Raw genomic sequence first — 17,984 nt, forward strand, 5'->3', positions numbered from 1 at the left:
TGGTCACGGCAGCGCGCGCTCCATAAGGCCGCGGACATCGCCACTATCCAGATCGACCGCGCCATACATGCCGGCGTGGTTGCCGGCAAGGCGCGTGGCTGCGAACAACTCGGCATGCCGCGGCGAAACGGCATTGAGCGCGGCGGCAGCCGCCAGCAGCGCCAGCTTTTCGACCGCCAGTCGCGCCACGCGCTCGCTGTCCGGCCGGTGGAACGCCTTGCCGATGAACGCGGTTGCTTCACCCGCGCCCGGCAATCCGAGCGTCTCGCCAGTCAGTTCATGCACGATGCCGGAGGCTGCGTCGGGCTCGCGCGACAGCGCGCGCAGCACATCGAGGCACATCACATTGCCGGAGCCTTCCCAGATCGCATTGACCGGCGACTCCCGAAAATGCCGCGCCAGAATGCCCTCCTCCACGTAGCCGTTGCCGCCGAGGCACTCCATCGCCTCATAGAGAAAGCCAGGGGCGCTCTTGCAGACCCAGTATTTGATGGCGGGCGTCAGCAGCCGCATATAGGCGGCTTCCTTGGCGTCAAGGAGAGCGCGATCGAACGAACGGCATAGCCGCATCACCAGCGCGACGGTGGCCTCGACATGCAGCGCCATGTCCGACAGCACCGCCTGCATCAGCGGCTGGTCGGCGAGATGTTTCTGGAACACGCTGCGGTGCCGTGCATGATGCAACGCGTGTGCGAGGCCCGATCGCATCAGCCCGGCGGAAGCAATCGCGCAATCCTGCCGCGTCAACTGCACCATCTGGATGATCGTGCGGATGCCCTTGCCCTCGGCGCCGACACGCTCGGCGTAGGCGCTGTGAAACTCAACTTCCGAGGAGGCGTTCGAGCGGTTGCCGAGCTTGTCTTTCAGCCGCTGGAACCGGATCGCGTTGACCGAGCCGTCCGGGGCAAAGCGCGGCATGAAGAAGCAGGTCAAGCCATCCTTGGCCTGCGCCAGCACCAGAAAGGCGTCGCACATCGGCGCCGACATGAACCATTTGTGTCCGGTGATGCGGTAGACGTCCCCGTCACGCTCCGCCCGTGTCATGTTGGAGCGGACGTCGGTGCCGCCCTGCTTCTCGGTCATGCCCATGCCGAGCGTCATGCCGCGTTTTGTCGGCCACGGTGCAAAGCTCGGGTCATAGGAACGCGTCGCGACGACCGGCATCACCTTCGCCAAGAGGTCAGGCTGTTCCGCAAGCGCCGCCACCGACGCGCGCGTCATGGTGATCGGGCAGAGATGCCCGGTCTCGACCTGTGCTGCCATGTAGAATTTTGCTGCGCGCACCACTTCGGAGGCACCGCCGGCCGGTTTACCCTCAGCAGTCCAGGTCGAATTATGCACGCCGGCATGCGCAGAATGCGCCATCAGCTCGTGATAGGCGGGATGAAACTCGACCTCGTCGCGGCGATTGCCCCTGGAATCGAAGGTGCGCAGTTTCGGCGTGTTCTCGTTGGCAACACGGCCGCGCTCCGCCATTGCCGCAGACCCCCAATGCTTGCCGAACTCCGATAACCCGCTCGCGGCCGACGCGCCGCCATTGGCAGCGACAGCATCGACCAGCGGAGGGTCGGCCACGTATAGATCGACATCCCAAAATGGCGGCGACTGGTTGAAGACCTCGTGGGTCGAAAATGTTGCCTGGCTCATGGCTGATCCTGAAACGGCTAAATTACTTCCACGGCGTGATCGGGAAATCATAGGCCCGCCCGCCCACGCCCGGCAGCGAAAAGTGCCACCACTCCTTCGAATAGTTTACAAATCCTCGCCGCGCCATCACCTGAGCCAGCTTCTCGCGCCAGCGGCGTTGCGCCGCGGTGATGGATTTCGCCGCCGTGTGCGACTTGGTGTCGGAACAATCGTAGCCGGTGCCCATGTCGACGCTGCCTTCCGGCGCGCGCAGGTTCACGTTGGCGATGCAGTCGGCATAATCCTTGGCGGGATCGAAGGTTGCCGAATTGTCGGCCTTCAGATCAACCAATGTGAGATCGAGCGCAGCTCCGGTCGAATGCCCGGAACGTTCGGCAATATAGCCCAGGCGAAACAGGTCGGCCTTGCGGAACGATGGATTGTAGCGCTTCTGCGCCGGTGTTTCGCGGCCATCGCGCGACCACGCCACCAGGTCGGCCACCGCGCGCACCGGGCGGTAGCAATCGAACATCTTTAGCGCCAGGTTCTGCAGCGCGAGTTCTTCCTGAACGCTCTTCAAGCGTATGCCGACCTCGCGCTTCACCACGCATTCGGCAGCCTGATAGCCCCGCAGCGGACGGCCGACAAAATTGTTCGAGCCGGCGTAACGGATATCCTGGATGATGGTCGGATCGATATCGCGCAAATATACGAAACCGGCAGGGAGTGGCGCCTGCGCGGCGGCGCTCGCGATGCAACCCGCCGCGAATATCGCCACGAGTGCCACCCGCCTTCCAGCAGCCCTGCCGACGGTCACGCCGGTGCCCACATAGTCCGAATGCATTGAGTGAATTGCCGCACGTTTTCCCCGATGTATCGCGTGCCAATCCCGGCCATTCTAGTAGAATCCCCCAGGCCCGGAACACTGGCGGCCCATTTACCCTGTCGCGGAAGCGCTAGTGGATAAGTCGGCACCTCGGATTTGAAGCTTGCCCTGCATGGCATCTCTGCCTATAGCTCTCGCTTTAATGACCCCTGCATCGAAATCGACCTTCGTCCTCGGGCACCGGCACTTGCTGGGAATCGAGGGGCTTTCCGCTGCCGACATTACCGGCCTGCTCGACCTTTCCGAGGAATATGTCGAGCTCAACCGCCAGGTGGACAAAAAGCGCACCTCCTTGCGCGGTCGCACCCAGGTGAACCTGTTTTTCGAGGCCTCGACCCGCACCCAATCCTCGTTCGAACTGGCGGGAAAACGGCTTGGCGCCGACGTCATGAACATGTCGGTGTCCTCGTCCTCGATCCGCAAGGGCGAGACGCTGATGGACACCGCGGTGACGCTCAACGCCATGCACCCGGATATCCTGGTGGTGCGGCACCACGCCTCCGGCGCGGTGGAACTTCTGGCGCGCAAGGTTGACGGTTCCGTGATCAATGCCGGCGATGGCGCGCACGAACATCCGACCCAGGCGCTGCTGGACGCGCTGACCATCCGCCGGAATAAAGGCCGGCTGGAAGGCCTCGTGATCGCGATCTGCGGCGACGTCATGCATTCCCGCGTAGCACGCTCCAATATCCTCCTGCTCAACACCATGGGCGCGCGTGTCCGCGTCGTCGCTCCCTCCACGCTGCTGCCACGCGGCATCGAGCGGATGGGCGTCGAGGTCGCGCGTGACATGCGCGAAGGCCTCAACGGCGCCGACATCGTGATGATGCTGCGGCTGCAGCGCGAGCGCATGAACGGCTCCTTCGTGCCGTCGTCGGGCGAATACTTCCACTATTTCGGCCTCGACCAGAAGAAGCTTGCTTACGCCAAGCCGGACGCGCTGGTGATGCATCCGGGCCCGATGAACCGCGGCGTCGAGATCGACTCGATCGTGGCCGACGGCGCGCAATCGCTGATCCGTGAACAGGTGGAAATGGGAGTGGCAGTGCGGATGGCGGTGCTTGAAGCACTCGCCCGCAACCTGCCGAACGCGTGAGATCATGCTGACCGACCGACGCCCGATCCTGCTCGCCAATGCCCGCGTCGTCGATCCCTCCCGGGATTTCGACGGCCTCGGGGACGTTCTGATTGCCGATGGCACGATCCGGGATTCAAGGCGCGGCATCGGCGCCGCCGGCGTGCCCGAAGGTACCGACATCGTCAATTGCGCCGGCAAGATCGTCGCCCCCGGGCTCATCGACATGCGCGCCTTTGTCGGCGAGCCCGGCGCCAGCCATCGCGAAACCTTTGCCTCTGCCAGCTTGGCCGCGGCCGCGGGCGGCATTACCTCCATCATCTGCCAGCCGGATACCTCGCCCGTCATCGACAATTCGGCGACGGTGGACTTCGTGCTGCGCCGCGCGCGCGACACCGCCATCGTCAACATCCACCCGATGGCCGCGCTGACAAAAGGCCTCGGCGGACAGGAGATGACGGAGATCGGGCTGTTGAAGGCCGCCGGCGCGGTCGCTTTTACCGATGGCGACAAGAGCGTCACCAATGCACAGGTGATGCGCCGGGCCCTGACCTATGCGCGCGATTTCGACGCGCTGATCGTGCACCACACCGAGGACCCTGATCTCGTCGGCGAAGGCGTGATGAACGAGGGCGAGTTCGCCGCCCGGCTTGGGCTCGCCGGCATTCCCAACGCCGCCGAGGCAGTGATGCTCGAGCGCGACATGCGTCTCGTGGCGTTGACCGGCGGGCGCTATCACGCGGCCTCGCTGTCGTCGATCGAGTCGCTGGAAATCCTCAAGCGCGCGCGCGACGCCGGCCTCGACGTTAGCGCTTCCGTATCGATCAACCACGTCACGCTGAACGAAAACGACATCGGCCCCTACCGCACCTTCCTGAAGCTTTCGCCGCCGCTACGCACCGAGGAGGACCGCCTCGCCCTCGTCGCAGCGGTCGCCTCCGGCCTGGTCGATGTCGTGATGTCCGATCACAATCCGCAGGACGTCGAGGTGAAGCGGCTGCCGTTCGCGGAAGCGGCTTCCGGCGCGGTCGGGCTGCAGACCATGCTGCCGGCGGCGCTCCGGCTGATCCACAACGGCGAGATGGACTTCAAGACGCTGATCCGGGCGATGTCGACCCGCCCTGCGGAGCTTCTCGGCCTGCCCGGCGGGTCGCTGCGGGCGGGTTCCCCGGCCGACGTGATCGTCATCGACCCCGATACGCCCTGGGTGCTCGATCCCGCCGACCTCAAATCGCAGTGCAAGAACACGCCGTTCGACGAAGCCCGCTTCTCGGGACGCGTCGTGCGTACTATCGTGGGCGGGCGGACAGTTTATGAACACGTCTGATTCGTCCGAACCAGCCCGCGTGGAGTAACGGCGATGTCACCTGAAATATGGCTGCCGTTGGCATTCGTTCTCGGCTATCTGCTGGGCTCGATTCCCTTCGGGGTGGTGCTAACCACGGTCGCGGGCACGCAGGACCTGCGCTCGATCGGCTCCGGCAACATCGGTGCCACCAACGTATTGCGCACGGGGCGCAAGGGCCTCGCCGCTGCGACGCTGATCGGCGATATGCTCAAGGGTACGGTTGCGGTGATGATCGCAGGCTATTTCGGCGGCGCCGATGCGGCGATGCTGGCTGCGCTCGGCGCATTCCTCGGTCACCTCTTTCCGGTCTGGCTCAAATTCAACGGCGGCAAAGGCGTCGCCACCTATATCGGCGTGCTGATCGGCCTGTTCTGGCCGGGGGCCGTGATGTTCTGCCTGATCTGGTTAGCCACCGCCTTAACGACGCGCTATTCGTCACTGTCGGCGCTGGTTGCCGCTTTCGTCACCCCGCTGTTCCTGTGGTGGTTCGGCCACCCTGCGTTGGCGTCACTGTTCGTCGTGCTGACGCTGCTGCTGTTCTGGAAGCACAGCGAGAACATCAAGCGGCTGCAGGCCGGAACTGAGGGGCGGATCGGCGCGAGGTAGCGGGGCAAGCCGCCGATCAGGCTGCCTCTTCCTTACGCGTCGGGCGGATCAGTATCTCGGCAGAAATTCCGAGTTGCTCATGCAGACGCCGGATCATATCGATTGACAGGCTACGCCTGCGATTCATTACCTCTGCGACCCGCGCGCGAGTGCCAATCAACGGCTCGAGATCCTTGCGGCTAAGGCCTTGCTGTTCCATCCGAAATTGGATCGCCTCGATCGGATCCGGCGGATCCATGGGATAGTGCTTCGCTTCATAGGCGTCGATCAGGGTCGCCAGCACATCGAGCCGGTCGCCCTTCGCTGTCCCGCTCTTTGCGCCCCAAAGCCGTTCAACCTCGGCAAGCGCGTTTTTGTAATCCGCCTTGGTGCGGATCGGTTTCAGTTCAGTCGCCATATCGCACCTCCGTCACGTCGATCTTGTCGTATGCTTTATGCGTGCCGATCCATTTGATCCAGACGATGCCCTTTTCGAAATCGACAGCCACTACAAGTCGATAGTCATTACCCTTGATGTTGAAGACGATCCGCTCCGCGCTGACGATACTTGCCGTGGCATAGCGACGCTTGACCTCCGCCGTGCTCTTCCACGAAGCCTTGCTCACTTCGTCGAACCATGCATCCAGCGCCGCTTTTACTGCCGGTTGGTCCTTCCTGCCGGAAAGCCTCTGCACGAATTCTCGCAACGTGCGGCGAGCAATAACTCTCATTCGTTATCACATATCATGGTCCCATTATGGGAGCAACAAGCCCATTGGCATTTATTTCCGGGCAAGCGCCCCCTCCACAAACCGCGCCGCCGCCAGTGCCTGGGCATCAGCGCCGTATCTCGCAATCACCTGCACGCCCACGGGCAAATTGACTTCCGCCACAATAGCCGGAACGTTGACGCAGGGTACGCCCATCAGCGTCCATAGCCGATTGTAACGGGCGTCGCCGGTCGAAGCCAAACCCCGCGGGGCAGCACCTGGTGCCGACAAGGTCAGCAGCACATCGACCTCATCGAACACTTTTTCCAACGCTTGTCTGGCGCGGTCCGCTATTCTAATCGCCGCGTCATAGGCGGCGGGCGTTGTGTCCCTGCTCCCGTCCAGCTTGGCCCGCAAGAGCGGCGCCATTTCCGCGTAATGTTCACGATACTCCCAGGCGAGCGCCCGATGCGCCTCAAACTCTTGCACGACCGGTTGCGCCAACCATGCCTCGGCAACAATTTTGGGCAAATCCAATGCGCGCACCGGGGCACCGGCTTTCTCCACCGCCCGCTTCGCAATCCGCAACGCCGCCTCGCCTGACGCTTCCGGCGCGCCGGCGAAATCCTGGATCACGACGCCGATGCGTGGTGTTGAAATCGTGAGCGGAAGAAGCAATTCGGGCCGGCCGGTCATTGCCGATAACCCGCGCGCGAGGTCATCGACGCTGGCCGCGAACAGCCCGACTGTATCGAGCGTCCACGAATAGCATTTCACCCCGACCGTCGGCAGCACGTGGTAGGACGGCTTGATCGCGGCGACGCCACAGAACGAGGCCGGCCGGATCACCGAACCGCCGGTCTGCGTCCCCAGCGCCAGCGGGATCATGCCGGCCGCAACCGCTGCCGCCGAACCCGATGACGATCCGCCGGGTGTATGACCCTTGTTGTGCGGATTGAGCGTCGGCGTCGGATCCAGCGAGGCGAATGCCGTCGTTGTGGTCTTGCCTATGATGCTTGCGCCCGCCTGCTTCAGCATCATCACGACGGCAGCGTCGCCGCGCGATCGATATCCCCGGTAGATCGGCGAGCCCATCTCGGTCGGAAACTCCGCCGTATCCATGATGTCCTTGATGCCCGCCGTGATGCCGCGCAGCGGTCCGGTGCTTGCCGCGCGCAGATTTTCGGCACGGCAGACGAAAGCGCCGATCGTCCTGTCCTGTGTGGCGATCGCTTCCATCGACTGCGCGACGGCGGCATCGGGTGAAAGCTCGCCAGCACCTATGCGGCGCTGGAGGCCGGCGAGCGAGATCATGGGGCGCGGTTCCCTGCGGCTTTTGATCGTGGCGGCTGGATGGAATATGATTGATCCGCCGCTGTCAAAGTTATCCGTGACTCCTGATGCAGCTTGAATCCATCCTGACCTTTCCGCGCTGCAGTCATCAAGCCTGCGAGCAAATGCCAACGGACGCCTGCCAGTTTTTGTATGTCTGTAAAGGCTGCGGCGAGAGGCTGAAACCGCTGGCGGGCGACTGCTGCGTGTTCTGCTCGTACGGCTCCGTGCCGTGTCCTCCCGTTCAGGAAAGCGGCAAAGCTGCCTGCTGCCGCTAACAAGGTCAGGACGTTTTTACGTCAAACAGGTTGATCGCAATCTCAGGTTGGGCAAAGCTGCGTCCGCATGCATGACCGGACGCCACAAACCCTTCACCTCACCGACGCCGAGCGGATCGACCGGCTGCGCCTGATCCGCAGCGACAATGTCGGCCCGCGCACCTTCAACTCGCTCATCAGTCATTTTGGCAATGCTCGCGCGGCGCTGGAGCGACTGCCCGATCTGGCGCGGCGTGGTGGCGCTGCGCGTTCGGGGCGCATCTGCAGCGAGGAGCAAGCTTGGGTCGAGATCGCGGCGGCAAGCAAGATCGGCGTTTCGCTGGTGGCGCCTGGCGAAGCCGCCTACCCGCCGCGGCTGGCGACGCTCGACGATCCGCCACCACTACTCGGCGTGCGCGGTGCGCCCGACGCGCTGATGCGGCCGATGATCGCGATCGTCGGCTCGCGCAACGCTTCCGGCGCCGGGTTGAAATTCGCCGGCCAATTGGCGCGCGATCTCGGCGACGCCGGCTTCGTTGTCATCTCCGGGCTAGCGCGCGGCATCGATCAGGCCGCGCATCGCGCAACGATCGAAAGCGGCACCGTCGCGGCGCTGGCCGGCGGCCACGACCGGATCTATCCGCCGGAGCATCAAGATTTGCTGGCGATCTTGCTGAAACAAGGCGGAGCGATTTCCGAAATGCCGCTCGGCCACGTGCCACGCGCCCGCGACTTTCCACGCCGCAACCGCCTGATCTCGGGCGCCTCGCTCGGCGTCGTCGTGATCGAGGCCGCGCACCGGTCGGGATCGCTGATCACGGCCCGCATGGCCGCCGAACAGGGCCGCGAAGTGTTCGCGGTGCCCGGCTCGCCGCTCGATCCGCGCGCCGCCGGCACCAACGATCTGATCAAGCAGGGCGCGGCGCTGGTCACCGAAGCGAACGACGTCATCAACGCCATTCAGCCGATCCTCGAACGGCCGATCACGCTCGCGGCGCGCGAGGACGACGAGCCGCTCGACTTCGACACCGATCCAGGCGGACGCGAGCGCATCGTTGCGCTGCTGGGACCGAGCCCGGTCAGCCTCGACGATCTGATCCGGATGTCGGGCCTCTCGCCCACCATCGTCCGCACGGTGCTGCTCGAACTCGAACTCGCCGGACGGCTTGAGCGTCACGGCGGCGGGCTGGTGTCGCTGATTTAGTCCTTCTCGCTGCGTGCGTCGAACTTCATCCGCGCGCGTTGGATCTCTGGCTGATGCTCGATCGCCCAGGTGCCGAGAGCTTTCACCGGCTTGGATAAGCCACGTCCCAGATCGGTCAATTCGTAGTCGACACGCGGCGGAATGGTTGGAAACACCGTTCGCGTCACAAGACCATCGCGTTCCAATCCGCGCAGCGTCAGCGTCAGCATGCGCTGCGAGATGCCGCCGATCATACGCTTGATCTCGTTGAAGCGCTTCGGGCCATCGCCAAGCATCATGATCACGAACACGCTCCATTTATCGCCGACCCGCGCCAGCACGGATGCAGCGCCGCGGCAGTCACTGTCGAGGTGGGGACCGGCTGGCAGGGCAGGCACTTTTTTGTGCTCGGGTCTCATGGATGTGCTCGGGTGTAAAAAATGTGCGTTCTTGCTGGACCTTACGACAGTCACTCATATAGCGCCAGTTACAAACGTATACCAAGGGTGACCCCTCATGAAGCTTCTGCATCTCGATTCCAGCGTTCTCGGCCCCCACTCCGTCAGCCGCCAGGTTTCCGCCGCCATCGTCGACCGCCTGCGTCAATCCACCCCCGGCCTCGAAGTCAGCTACCGCGATCTCACGCTGACCCCGCTGGCGCATCTCACCGGCTCACACCTCGCTGCCGGCCAGGGAGCGGCCCCGGAAGCTGCATTGCGGGAGGATATCGCCGCCGGTCAGGCCGTCATGGAAGAGTTTCTGGCCACCGACATCGTCGTGATCGGCGCGCCCATGTACAATTTCACGATCCCGAGCCAGCTCAAGGCCTGGATCGACCGTATCCTAGTCGCGGGGAAGACCTTCAAATACGATGCCCAAGGTGTCCAGGGGCTGGCCGGCAACAAGCGCGTCATCGTCGCGATCTCGCGCGGTGGCTATTACGGCCCGGGCACGCCGGCCGCGCTCGGCGAACATCTCGAAACCTATTTGCGCTGGGTATTCGGCTTCATCGGCATCAGGAATCCCGAATTCATTTCCGCCGATGGCATTCAGGTCGGCCCGGAGCACCGCGAAAAAGCCGTCGCCGGCGCGCTGAGGGCCGCGAGCGATCTGCACGCGGCGTAGTTTGGAGCGAGAGCGGTTGCCGCTGCCAGGCGCGACGGCAGCCGCTCAATCAAAAAACGCCGTTGATGCGGAGGATAACGACGACCAGCGAGATCAGCAGACCGACCCCGGAAAACAGGGCGACTGAAACAAGTTGAGCGGTATCCGAACTTTGCGACGCCGACGAGGAGATGCCAGCGGTTTTCGGCATGACGGCTCTCCGGTTCTTTGATTGGCAAGAACGCCTGCCTCAAAATGTCCTGCAGTTACACCCCGGGTTCAATGCGCGTTCTGGCTCCGCGCCAATCCGCCGCAGGGCGCCGGAGCCTGTCAGCGCGACGGAGATTAGACCGCTGACCGGCTTGGATCATGCCGGGACCTGCTTACCCCCGATAGATTGGCGCACCGCTCGGAGAGGCCGTGGCGCCACCGTCGACGAACAACTCCTGGCCCTGAACATGGGCGGAATCGTCGGAAGCGAGAAACAGGACCGTCTTGGAAATATGCTCGGGTTCGCCGATCCGGCCGAGCGGCGTCGACAACGCGATGCGCTTTTCAAACGCCTTTTCGGCTTCCGGCGTGGCGATCGCCGCCCCCCAGATCGGGGTGCGAATCGCGCCGGGCGCCACCACGTTGACGCGGATGCCACGCGGCGACAATTCCGACGCCATGATCCGCGCCATCGCGCGCACGCCGGCCTTGGCCGCGCCATAGGCCGAATAGCCGGGGATCCCGAGCACCGAGATCACCGAGCCGTTGAGAATGATCGAGGCGTTGTCGTTGAGATGCGGCAGCGCCGATTGCACGGTGAAGAACACGCCGATCAGGTTGGTGCTGATGACCTTCTCGAACGCCTCAAGGGTTGAGTCACCAAGCGGCGTGCCACCGGCGATCCCGGCATTGGCGAACAGGATGTCATATTTGCCGAACTTTTCGGCCCCCTTCCCGATCGCGGCTTCGGTCGCCGCGATGTCGGTGGCGTCAGCCGCGAGCGCAAGCGCGCTTGGGCCCAATTCCTTCGCGGCGGTATCGAGCGTCGCCTGATTTCGTCCGGTTATGACGACCCGGGCACCTTCGGCCACGAACAGCTTTGCGGTCGCAAGCCCGATGCCGCTGTTGCCCCCTGTGATCAACGCCGTCTTGTTCGCGAGCCTCATGGTCATCTCCGGTGGTTGCATTATTAAACTAGATTGATTAGCTAGAGCAACTAGTTTAATATTGCAACCACACAAAGCCGTGATCGGTCTCAAACCCGATCGGAGACTGAAATGGTGAAACGAACGAGCTTTGAGCATGACGATTGCCCGATCGCGCGCTCGCTGGATGCGATCGGCGACTGGTGGTCGATGCTGATCATTCGCGAGGCGCTGTTTGGCATCAGCCGCTTCAGCGAATTCCAGAAGAGATTGGGGCTTGCCAAGAACATCCTCACGGTGCGGCTGCGCGCGCTGGTCGACCAGGGCATTCTGAAAACCGCGCCCGCTTCCGACGGCAGCGCGTATCAGGAATATCTGCTTACGCAGAAAGGCCGTGGCGTCTTCCCTGTCCTGGTCGCCCTGCGGCAATGGAGCGAGGAATTCGACGAGCACCCGGAAGAGATCGCCACCATCCTGGTCGACAAGGAAGAGGGTAAGCCGGTTCGCAAACTCGAACTCTATTCGCAGGATGGGCGGCTATTGAGTGCGGGGGATACCGCGCTGAAGCCACGGGCGGTGGTGAAGCAAGGCGGGCGGGTCACGGCGTAGCCGACCTTCTTCTTCCTCTGCCGTTCTTACGAGGAAAGGGAGAGTGCCCCGTGAGAGGCTGCCGTCGGTTCGAACTCTCACGACAGTTTGCGTTTGCTGCGGGTGCGCAGGCGCTCTTCCGCCTCGAGCTGCGCCATGCCCAGCAAATGGCTGAGCACCTCGAGCCGGTGGCGCTCCGCCAGTTTGACCAGTTCGGCAACGGTCTCCGCGATAAAGGCCACGGCCTCGTCGGGGCCGCCCTCCTCACCTCGTTCAGTGTTACGTTCGTCGGGTGGCGAGCCCTTCTTCCTGCCTGAAGCTTTCCGCTTCCGGCCGCCTGCAGCCTTGCTCAAAAAACTTGCATCCAATTGAATACAGTATTGCCCAGAAATAACCCCTTTGGAGGCGCAACTCTAGGGCGCATTTCGCAACTCCTCAGATATAAGTGGACAGCGAAAGGTTCCCTGGCGGCATTTGCCGATTTGACAGGGGCCGCCTCACCACCCATGTTCGGGTCCAATCGGTGGGCCGCGAGTCTCGCGGAACCCGCCTTTATCTTTTCCCGTAAGCCATTGGAATGACATGAATATCGTCATCGTGGAGTCGCCGGCGAAAGCCAAGACGATCAATAAGTATTTGGGCGCCTCCTACGAGGTTCTGGCCTCGTTCGGCCATGTCCGCGACCTGCCCGCCAAGAACGGTTCCGTCGATCCGGACGCCAATTTTCAGATGATCTGGGAGGTCGATCCCAAGGCGGCCGGCCGGCTCAACGACATCGCCAAGGCCCTGAAGGGCGCCAGCCGACTGATTCTCGCAACCGACCCTGATCGCGAGGGCGAAGCGATCTCCTGGCACGTGCTGGAGGTGATGAAAGAGAAGCGCGCGCTGAAGGATCAGAAGATCGAGCGCGTGGTGTTCAACGCAATCACCAAGCAAGCGGTGACCGATGCCATGAAGGCGCCGCGCCAGATCGACGGCGCGCTGGTCGACGCCTATATGGCGCGGCGCGCGCTGGACTATCTGGTCGGCTTCACGCTCTCCCCCGTGCTCTGGCGCAAACTGCCGGGCGCGCGCTCGGCCGGCCGCGTGCAGTCGGTCGCGCTGCGGCTGGTCTGCGACCGCGAACTCGAAATCGAAAAATTCGTCCCGCGCGAATACTGGTCGCTGGTCGCGACCCTGACAACGCCGCGCGGCGACAGCTTTGAGGCGCGCCTCGTCGGCGCCGACGGCAAGAAGATCCAGCGGCTCGACATCGGCTCGGGCGCCGAAGCCGAAGACCTCAAGAAGGCCATTGAAGCGGCGAACTTCACGGTTTCGACCGTCGAAGCAAAACCCGCGCGCCGCAATCCGCAGGCCCCCTTCACGACCTCGACGCTGCAGCAGGAAGCCAGCCGCAAGCTCGGCTTTGCGCCGGCGCACACCATGCGGATCGCGCAGCGCCTCTATGAAGGCATCGACATCGGCGGCGAGACCACCGGCCTCATTACCTATATGCGAACCGACGGCGTGCAGATCGACGGCTCGGCGATCACCCAAGCCCGCAAGGTGATCGGCGAGGATTACGGCAACGCCTATGTCCCCGACGCGCCGCGGCAGTACCAGACCAAGGCCAAGAACGCGCAGGAGGCGCACGAAGCGATCCGCCCGACTGATCTGTCGCGCCGGCCCGCCGAGATGCGCCGCCGCCTCGATCCCGATCAGGCGAAACTCTATGAGCTGATCTGGATCCGCACCATTGCGAGCCAGATGGAATCGGCCGAACTCGAACGCACCACCGTGGATATCGCGGCGAAAGCCGGCTCCCGCGTGCTGGAGCTGCGCGCTTCGGGCCAGGTCATCAAGTTCGACGGCTTCCTCGCACTCTATCAGGAAGGCAAGGACGACGACGGTGACGACGAGGATTCCCGCCGCCTCCCCGCCATGAGCGAAGGCGAAGCCTTGAAGCGGCAGGCGCTTGCCGTCACCCAGCATTTCACGGAGCCGCCGCCGCGCTTCTCGGAGGCCTCGCTGGTCAAGCGGATGGAAGAGCTCGGTATCGGCCGTCCCTCGACCTACGCCTCGATCCTGCAGGTCCTGAAAGATCGCGGCTACGTCAAGCTGGAGAAGAAGCGGCTGCATGGCGAGGACAAGGGTCGCGTCGTGGTCGCGTTCCTCGAAAACTTTTTCTCGCGCTATGTGGAGTATGACTTCACCGCCGCGCTGGAAGAACAGCTCGACCGCATCTCCAACAACGAGATTTCCTGGCAGCAGGTGCTGCAGGATTTCTGGATCGGCTTCATCGGCGCGGTTAACGACATCAAGGATCTGCGCGTCGCCGAGGTGCTGGATGCGCTCGACGACATGCTGGGCCCGCACATCTATCCGCCACGCGCCGACGGCGGCGACATAAGGCAGTGCCCGACCTGCGGCACTGGCCGGCTCAATCTGAAGGCCGGCAAGTTCGGCGCATTCGTCGGCTGCTCGAACTATCCGGAGTGCCGCTATACCCGTCCGCTAGCCGCCGACTCCGAGGCGAGCGCCGACCGCGTTCTCGGCAAGGATCCCGAAACCGACTTCGACGTCACGGTAAAGGCCGGCCGCTTCGGCCCCTACATCCAACTCGGCGAGCAGAAGGACTATCCCGAGGGCGAAAAGCCCAAACGCGCCGGCATCCCGAAGAACATGTCGCCCGGCGACATGGAGCTCGATCTGGCGCTGAAGCTGCTGTCGCTGCCGCGTGAGATCGGCAAGCATCCGGAAACCGGCCACCCGATTACCGCCGGCATCGGCCGCTTCGGCCCGTTTGTGCGTCACGAGAAGACTTATGCGAGCCTGGAGGCCGGCGACGAGGTGTTCGACATCGGCCTCAACCGCGCGGTGACGCTGATCGCGGAAAAGATCGCAAAAGGCCCGAGCGGCCGCCGCTTCGGCGCCGATCCCGGCAAACCGCTCGGCGAGCATCCGAGCCTTGGCGGAGTAGCTGTCAAGAACGGCCGCTATGGCGCCTATGTCACCGCAGGCGGTGTCAACGCCACGATCCCGAGCGACAAGACGCCGGAGACGATCACGCTGGCCGAAGCCATCGCGCTGATCGACGAACGCGCCGCCAAAGGCGGCGGCAAGCCGAAACGCGGCGCCAAGAAGGCCGCACCGAAGAAGGCCGCTACCAAGACTGCCAGCAAGGCTGCCGATCCCGATGCGCCGAAGCCCGCCAAGAAGGCGCCGGCGAAGAAGCCGGCAGCGAAGCCGAAATCGGAGGCCGTGAGCAAGGCGCGCGCGCCGGTCGCCTCCGCCGCCAAGACATCGGCGGCGAAGCCCGCTGCACCCAAGACGCCCGCGAAAAAGCGCGCGGGCAAGGCGCGAGGATAAGTGAAGAGAAAACACGACCATGGCTTTCCGGCCCGGGACGCCATCGTCGCCTTTATTCGTGCCCATCCGGGCAAGGTCGGCACCCGCGAGATAGCCCGCGAGTTCGGCCTGAAGAATGCCGACCGCGCTGAACTGAAACGGATCCTTCGCGAGCTCGCCGACGAAGGTGCCATCGCCAAACGCGGTCGGAAGATTCACGAGACGGCCCTCCTGCCCCCAACCGTGATCGCCGACATCACCGGGCGCGACACCGACGGCGAACTGCTCGCCACTCCCACCGAATGGGACACTGAACAGAGCGGGCCCGCGCCGAAGATCCGCATCCACGTCCCGCGCCGTCTGCAACCCGGCACCGCGGCGGGTGTCGGCGACCGGGCGCTGCTGCGGATCGAGAAGGCCGATGATAGCGAAGGCGCCCCCTATCGCGGCCGCGTCATCAAGATCATCGACCAGGCCCGCACGCGCGTGCTCGGCATCTTCCGCAAGCTGCCTGGCGGCGGCGGCCTGCTCGTTCCCGTCGACAAGAAGCAGGCCGGGCGCGAATTGAACATCGCGCCATCGGACACCGCGGGCGCCGAGGATGGTGACCTCATTAGCGTCGATCTGGTGCGCTCGCGCGGCTATGGCCTCGCCTCCGGCAAGGTGAAGGAGCGGCTCGGCTCGTTGTCGAGCGAAAAGGCGATCAGCCTGATCGCGATCCACGCCCACGAAATCCCGCAAGCGTTTTCACCATCCGCCTTGCGCGAGGCCGAGGCCGCGCAGCCTGCTGACTTGAAAGGTCGCGAGGACTGGCGCGATTTGCCGCTGGTGACCATCGATCCGCCTGATGCGAAGGACCATGACGACGCGGTGCACGCCGCGCCCGATTCCGATCCGAACAACAAGGGCGGCTATGTGGTCCATGTCGCGATTGCCGACGTCGCCTTCTACGTGCGGCCGGGCTCGGCGCTAGACCGCGAAGCGGTGACGCGCGGCAACTCGGTGTATTTTCCGGACCGCGTGGTGCCGATGCTGCCCGAGCGCATCTCCAACGATCTCTGCTCGCTGGTGCCGGGCGAAGCGCGCGGCGCGCTCGCGGTTCGGCTGGTCATCGGCCCCGACGGCCGCAAGCGCTCGCACAGCTTTCATCGCGTGCTGATGCGCTCGGCCGCGAAACTGCACTACGCGCAGGCGCAGGCCGCGATCGACGGGCGGCCCGACGATATCACCGGCCCGCTGCTGGAGCCGATCCTGACGCCGCTCTACGCGGCCTATGCGCTGGTGAAGCTCGCGCGCGACGAACGCGATCCGCTCGATCTCGATCTGCCCGAACGAAAAATCCTGCTCAAGCCCGACGGAACGGTCGATCGCGTCATCGTGCCCGAACGTCTCGACGCGCACCGTTTGATCGAGGAATTCATGATCCTCGCCAACGTGGCCGCGGCCGAAATGCTTGAAAAAAAGGCGCTGCCACTTATCTATCGGGTGCATGATGAACCCACCTTGGAGAAGGTTCATAATCTCCAGGAATTCCTGAAAACGCTCGACCTGCCGTTTGCGAAGACCGGCGCGCTACGCCCCTCGCTGTTCAATCGGGTGCTGGGCCAGGTCCGCGGCGAGGATTATGAGCCGCTTGTCAACGAGGTGGTGCTGCGCTCGCAGGCGCAGGCGGAATACTCGGCAGAGAATTACGGCCATTTCGGCCTCAACCTGCGCCGCTACGCCCATTTCACCTCGCCGATCAGGCGATACGCTGATCTGATCGTGCATCGCGCGCTGATCCGCGCGCTCGGTCTCGGTGAAGGCGCGTTGCCGGAGATCGAGACGCTGGAGACACTGAGCGAGATCGCGGCGCAGATTTCGCTGACCGAGCGCCGCGCGATGAAGGCGGAGCGCGAAACCGCCGACCGGTTGATCGCGCATTTCCTCGCCGACCGTATCGGCGCGACGTTTCAGGGCCGCATCTCGGGCGTTACCCGCGCCGGGCTGTTCGTGAAGTTATCGGATACCGGCGCCGACGGGCTGATCCCGATCCGCACGCTCGGCACCGAGTACTACAATTATGACGAGACGCGTCACGCGCTCGTCGGCTCACGCAGCGGTGCCATGCACCGGTTGGGGGACGTTGTCGACGTGCGTCTGGTAGAAGCTGCACCGGTAGCCGGCGCGTTGCGGTTCGAGCTGTTGTCGGAAGGCCAACTCATTCCGCGCGGCAGAAAACGCGATGGCTCGAAGGCATCGGCAAAGCCATCGAAATCGCATCCGGGCCGCAGCCCGCGCGACAAGGTTCGCAAGCCTCACAAGGGCAAGTCGGGCAAAGCCAAGCCCGGCAAATCGAAGAAAGGCAAGTCATGGAAACGGTGAACGCCGCGACGACATGGACCCGGGACACCGCGCAGACCGAGAAGCGCGACCTCTGGACCGCGATGAAGCGCGGCTTCCGTTGCCGCTGTCCGCGTTGCGGCGAGGGCAAGATGTTTCGCGCTTTCCTGAAGACTGCCGATAATTGCTCGAAGTGCGGGCTCGATTTTACCCCGCACCGCGCCGACGATCTGCCGGCCTACCTCGTTATCGTCATCGTCGGCCACATCGTGGTGCCGGCGGCGCTGTGGATCGAAACCAACTACTCGCCCGCGGTGTGGCTGCAACTGGCGATGTATCTGCCGGCGACGCTCGTCTCCTCGCTCGTTCTGCTGCAGCCCATCAAGGGCGCGGTGGTCGGCATTCAATGGGCGCTGCGCATGCACGGCTTTGACGAAAATGCCCCTAGCGACATCCCGCCGGTCTAGCTAAAGCACGAGCAACAAGAGCACTAAAATGGGGATGG

Annotated in this window: 19 protein-coding genes; 10 read left to right on the plus strand and 9 right to left on the minus strand. The window is 63.8% G+C overall.

Features of this window, described 5'->3' with window-relative positions; genetic code table 11:
• Window positions 1–3: 3 nt before the first annotated feature.
• Window positions 4–1,647, minus strand: coding sequence for an acyl-CoA dehydrogenase family protein (locus V1290_RS04130; RefSeq protein ID WP_334363146.1), 1,644 nt, complete (start codon window positions 1,645–1,647; stop codon window positions 4–6).
• Between the two features lie 22 nt (window positions 1,648–1,669).
• Window positions 1,670–2,470, minus strand: a complete 801-nt coding sequence (locus V1290_RS04135) for a M15 family metallopeptidase (protein WP_334363147.1) — start codon at window positions 2,468–2,470, stop codon at window positions 1,670–1,672.
• A gap of 184 nt (window positions 2,471–2,654) precedes the next feature.
• Between V1290_RS04135 and V1290_RS04140 the strand changes: the two genes are divergently transcribed.
• Genes V1290_RS04140 through plsY form a run of 3 tightly spaced genes read left to right on the plus strand, consistent with a single transcriptional unit; the run spans window position 2,655 to window position 5,541 of the window.
• Window positions 2,655–3,608, plus strand: coding sequence for an aspartate carbamoyltransferase catalytic subunit (locus tag V1290_RS04140; protein WP_028345624.1), 954 nt, complete (start codon window positions 2,655–2,657; stop codon window positions 3,606–3,608).
• 4 nt (window positions 3,609–3,612) lie between these two features.
• Window positions 3,613–4,914, plus strand: coding sequence for a dihydroorotase (locus V1290_RS04145; RefSeq protein ID WP_334363149.1), 1,302 nt, complete (start codon window positions 3,613–3,615; stop codon window positions 4,912–4,914).
• A 33-nt stretch (window positions 4,915–4,947) separates the two neighbouring features.
• Window positions 4,948–5,541: a glycerol-3-phosphate 1-O-acyltransferase PlsY gene (gene plsY, locus V1290_RS04150; protein WP_334363151.1), complete on the plus strand. Its 594-nt coding sequence runs from the start codon at window positions 4,948–4,950 to the stop codon at window positions 5,539–5,541.
• Window positions 5,542–5,557: 16 nt separating this feature from the next.
• Here the strand turns inward: plsY and V1290_RS04155 are convergent, their stop codons facing one another.
• The 3 genes from V1290_RS04155 to V1290_RS04165 form a co-directional block, all read right to left on the minus strand.
• Window positions 5,558–5,938, minus strand: a complete 381-nt coding sequence (locus V1290_RS04155; protein WP_334363152.1) for a helix-turn-helix domain-containing protein — start codon at window positions 5,936–5,938, stop codon at window positions 5,558–5,560.
• Window positions 5,928–6,215, minus strand: a complete 288-nt coding sequence (locus V1290_RS04160; RefSeq protein ID WP_334363153.1) for a type II toxin-antitoxin system HigB family toxin — start codon at window positions 6,213–6,215, stop codon at window positions 5,928–5,930. The genes V1290_RS04155 and V1290_RS04160 overlap by 11 nt, the downstream gene beginning before the upstream one ends.
• An 87-nt stretch (window positions 6,216–6,302) precedes the next feature.
• Window positions 6,303–7,544 (minus strand): amidase, encoded by a 1,242-nt coding sequence (locus V1290_RS04165; protein ID WP_334363154.1) that lies wholly within the window; start codon window positions 7,542–7,544, stop codon window positions 6,303–6,305.
• Window positions 7,545–7,630: 86 nt separating this feature from the next.
• On the opposite strand from V1290_RS04165, the gene V1290_RS04170 reads away from it, so the two are divergent.
• Together V1290_RS04170 and dprA are read left to right on the plus strand one after the other, a co-directional pair.
• Entirely contained in the window at window positions 7,631–7,840 is a 210-nt protein-coding gene (locus V1290_RS04170; protein WP_334363156.1) for a GDCCVxC domain-containing (seleno)protein, read from the plus strand.
• A 67-nt stretch (window positions 7,841–7,907) separates the two neighbouring features.
• Entirely contained in the window at window positions 7,908–9,023 is a 1,116-nt protein-coding gene (gene dprA / locus V1290_RS04175; RefSeq protein ID WP_334363157.1) for a DNA-processing protein DprA, read from the plus strand.
• Here the strand turns inward: dprA and V1290_RS04180 are convergent.
• On the minus strand, window positions 9,020–9,421 hold the full coding sequence (locus V1290_RS04180; protein WP_334363158.1) for a winged helix-turn-helix transcriptional regulator: 402 nt from the start codon (window positions 9,419–9,421) through the stop codon (window positions 9,020–9,022). The genes dprA and V1290_RS04180 overlap by 4 nt on opposite strands.
• Window positions 9,422–9,518: 97 nt before the next feature.
• Between V1290_RS04180 and V1290_RS04185 the strand changes: the two genes are divergently transcribed.
• A complete protein-coding gene (locus V1290_RS04185) occupies window positions 9,519–10,127 on the plus strand; it encodes an FMN-dependent NADH-azoreductase (RefSeq protein WP_334363159.1) in 609 nt (202 codons plus the stop codon).
• 49 nt (window positions 10,128–10,176) lie between these two features.
• On the opposite strand, the gene V1290_RS04190 is transcribed toward V1290_RS04185, so the two are convergent.
• Both V1290_RS04190 and V1290_RS04195 read right to left on the minus strand, forming a co-directional pair.
• Complete coding sequence (locus V1290_RS04190) at window positions 10,177–10,317, minus strand: hypothetical protein (protein WP_176721964.1); 141 nt, start codon at window positions 10,315–10,317, stop codon at window positions 10,177–10,179.
• Window positions 10,318–10,489: 172 nt separating this feature from the next.
• Window positions 10,490–11,263, minus strand: a complete 774-nt coding sequence (locus V1290_RS04195; protein WP_334363162.1) for an SDR family oxidoreductase — start codon at window positions 11,261–11,263, stop codon at window positions 10,490–10,492.
• 111 nt (window positions 11,264–11,374) lie between these two features.
• Between V1290_RS04195 and V1290_RS04200 the strand changes: the two genes are divergently transcribed.
• Window positions 11,375–11,851 (plus strand): winged helix-turn-helix transcriptional regulator, encoded by a 477-nt coding sequence (locus tag V1290_RS04200; protein ID WP_334363164.1) that lies wholly within the window; start codon window positions 11,375–11,377, stop codon window positions 11,849–11,851.
• A 77-nt stretch (window positions 11,852–11,928) separates the two neighbouring features.
• Here V1290_RS04200 and V1290_RS04205 read toward each other — a convergent pair whose 3' ends face one another.
• Window positions 11,929–12,183, minus strand: coding sequence for a hypothetical protein (locus V1290_RS04205; protein ID WP_334363165.1), 255 nt, complete (start codon window positions 12,181–12,183; stop codon window positions 11,929–11,931).
• Window positions 12,184–12,412: 229 nt separating this feature from the next.
• Between V1290_RS04205 and topA the strand changes: the two genes are divergently transcribed.
• The 3 genes from topA to V1290_RS04220 are packed head-to-tail and all read left to right on the plus strand — an operon-like array spanning window position 12,413 to window position 17,946.
• Window positions 12,413–15,178: a type I DNA topoisomerase gene (topA, locus tag V1290_RS04210; protein ID WP_334363166.1), complete on the plus strand. Its 2,766-nt coding sequence runs from the start codon at window positions 12,413–12,415 to the stop codon at window positions 15,176–15,178.
• A complete protein-coding gene (rnr, locus tag V1290_RS04215) occupies window positions 15,179–17,521 on the plus strand; it encodes a ribonuclease R (protein WP_334363168.1) in 2,343 nt (780 codons plus the stop codon).
• Entirely contained in the window at window positions 17,509–17,946 is a 438-nt protein-coding gene (locus tag V1290_RS04220) for a DUF983 domain-containing protein (RefSeq protein ID WP_334363169.1), read from the plus strand. Before rnr ends, V1290_RS04220 begins: the two co-directional genes overlap by 13 nt.
• The last annotated feature ends 38 nt before the right edge of the window (window positions 17,947–17,984 follow it).

The organism is Bradyrhizobium sp. AZCC 1578 (assembly GCF_036924675.1).
GTDB lineage: Bacteria > Pseudomonadota > Alphaproteobacteria > Rhizobiales > Xanthobacteraceae > Bradyrhizobium.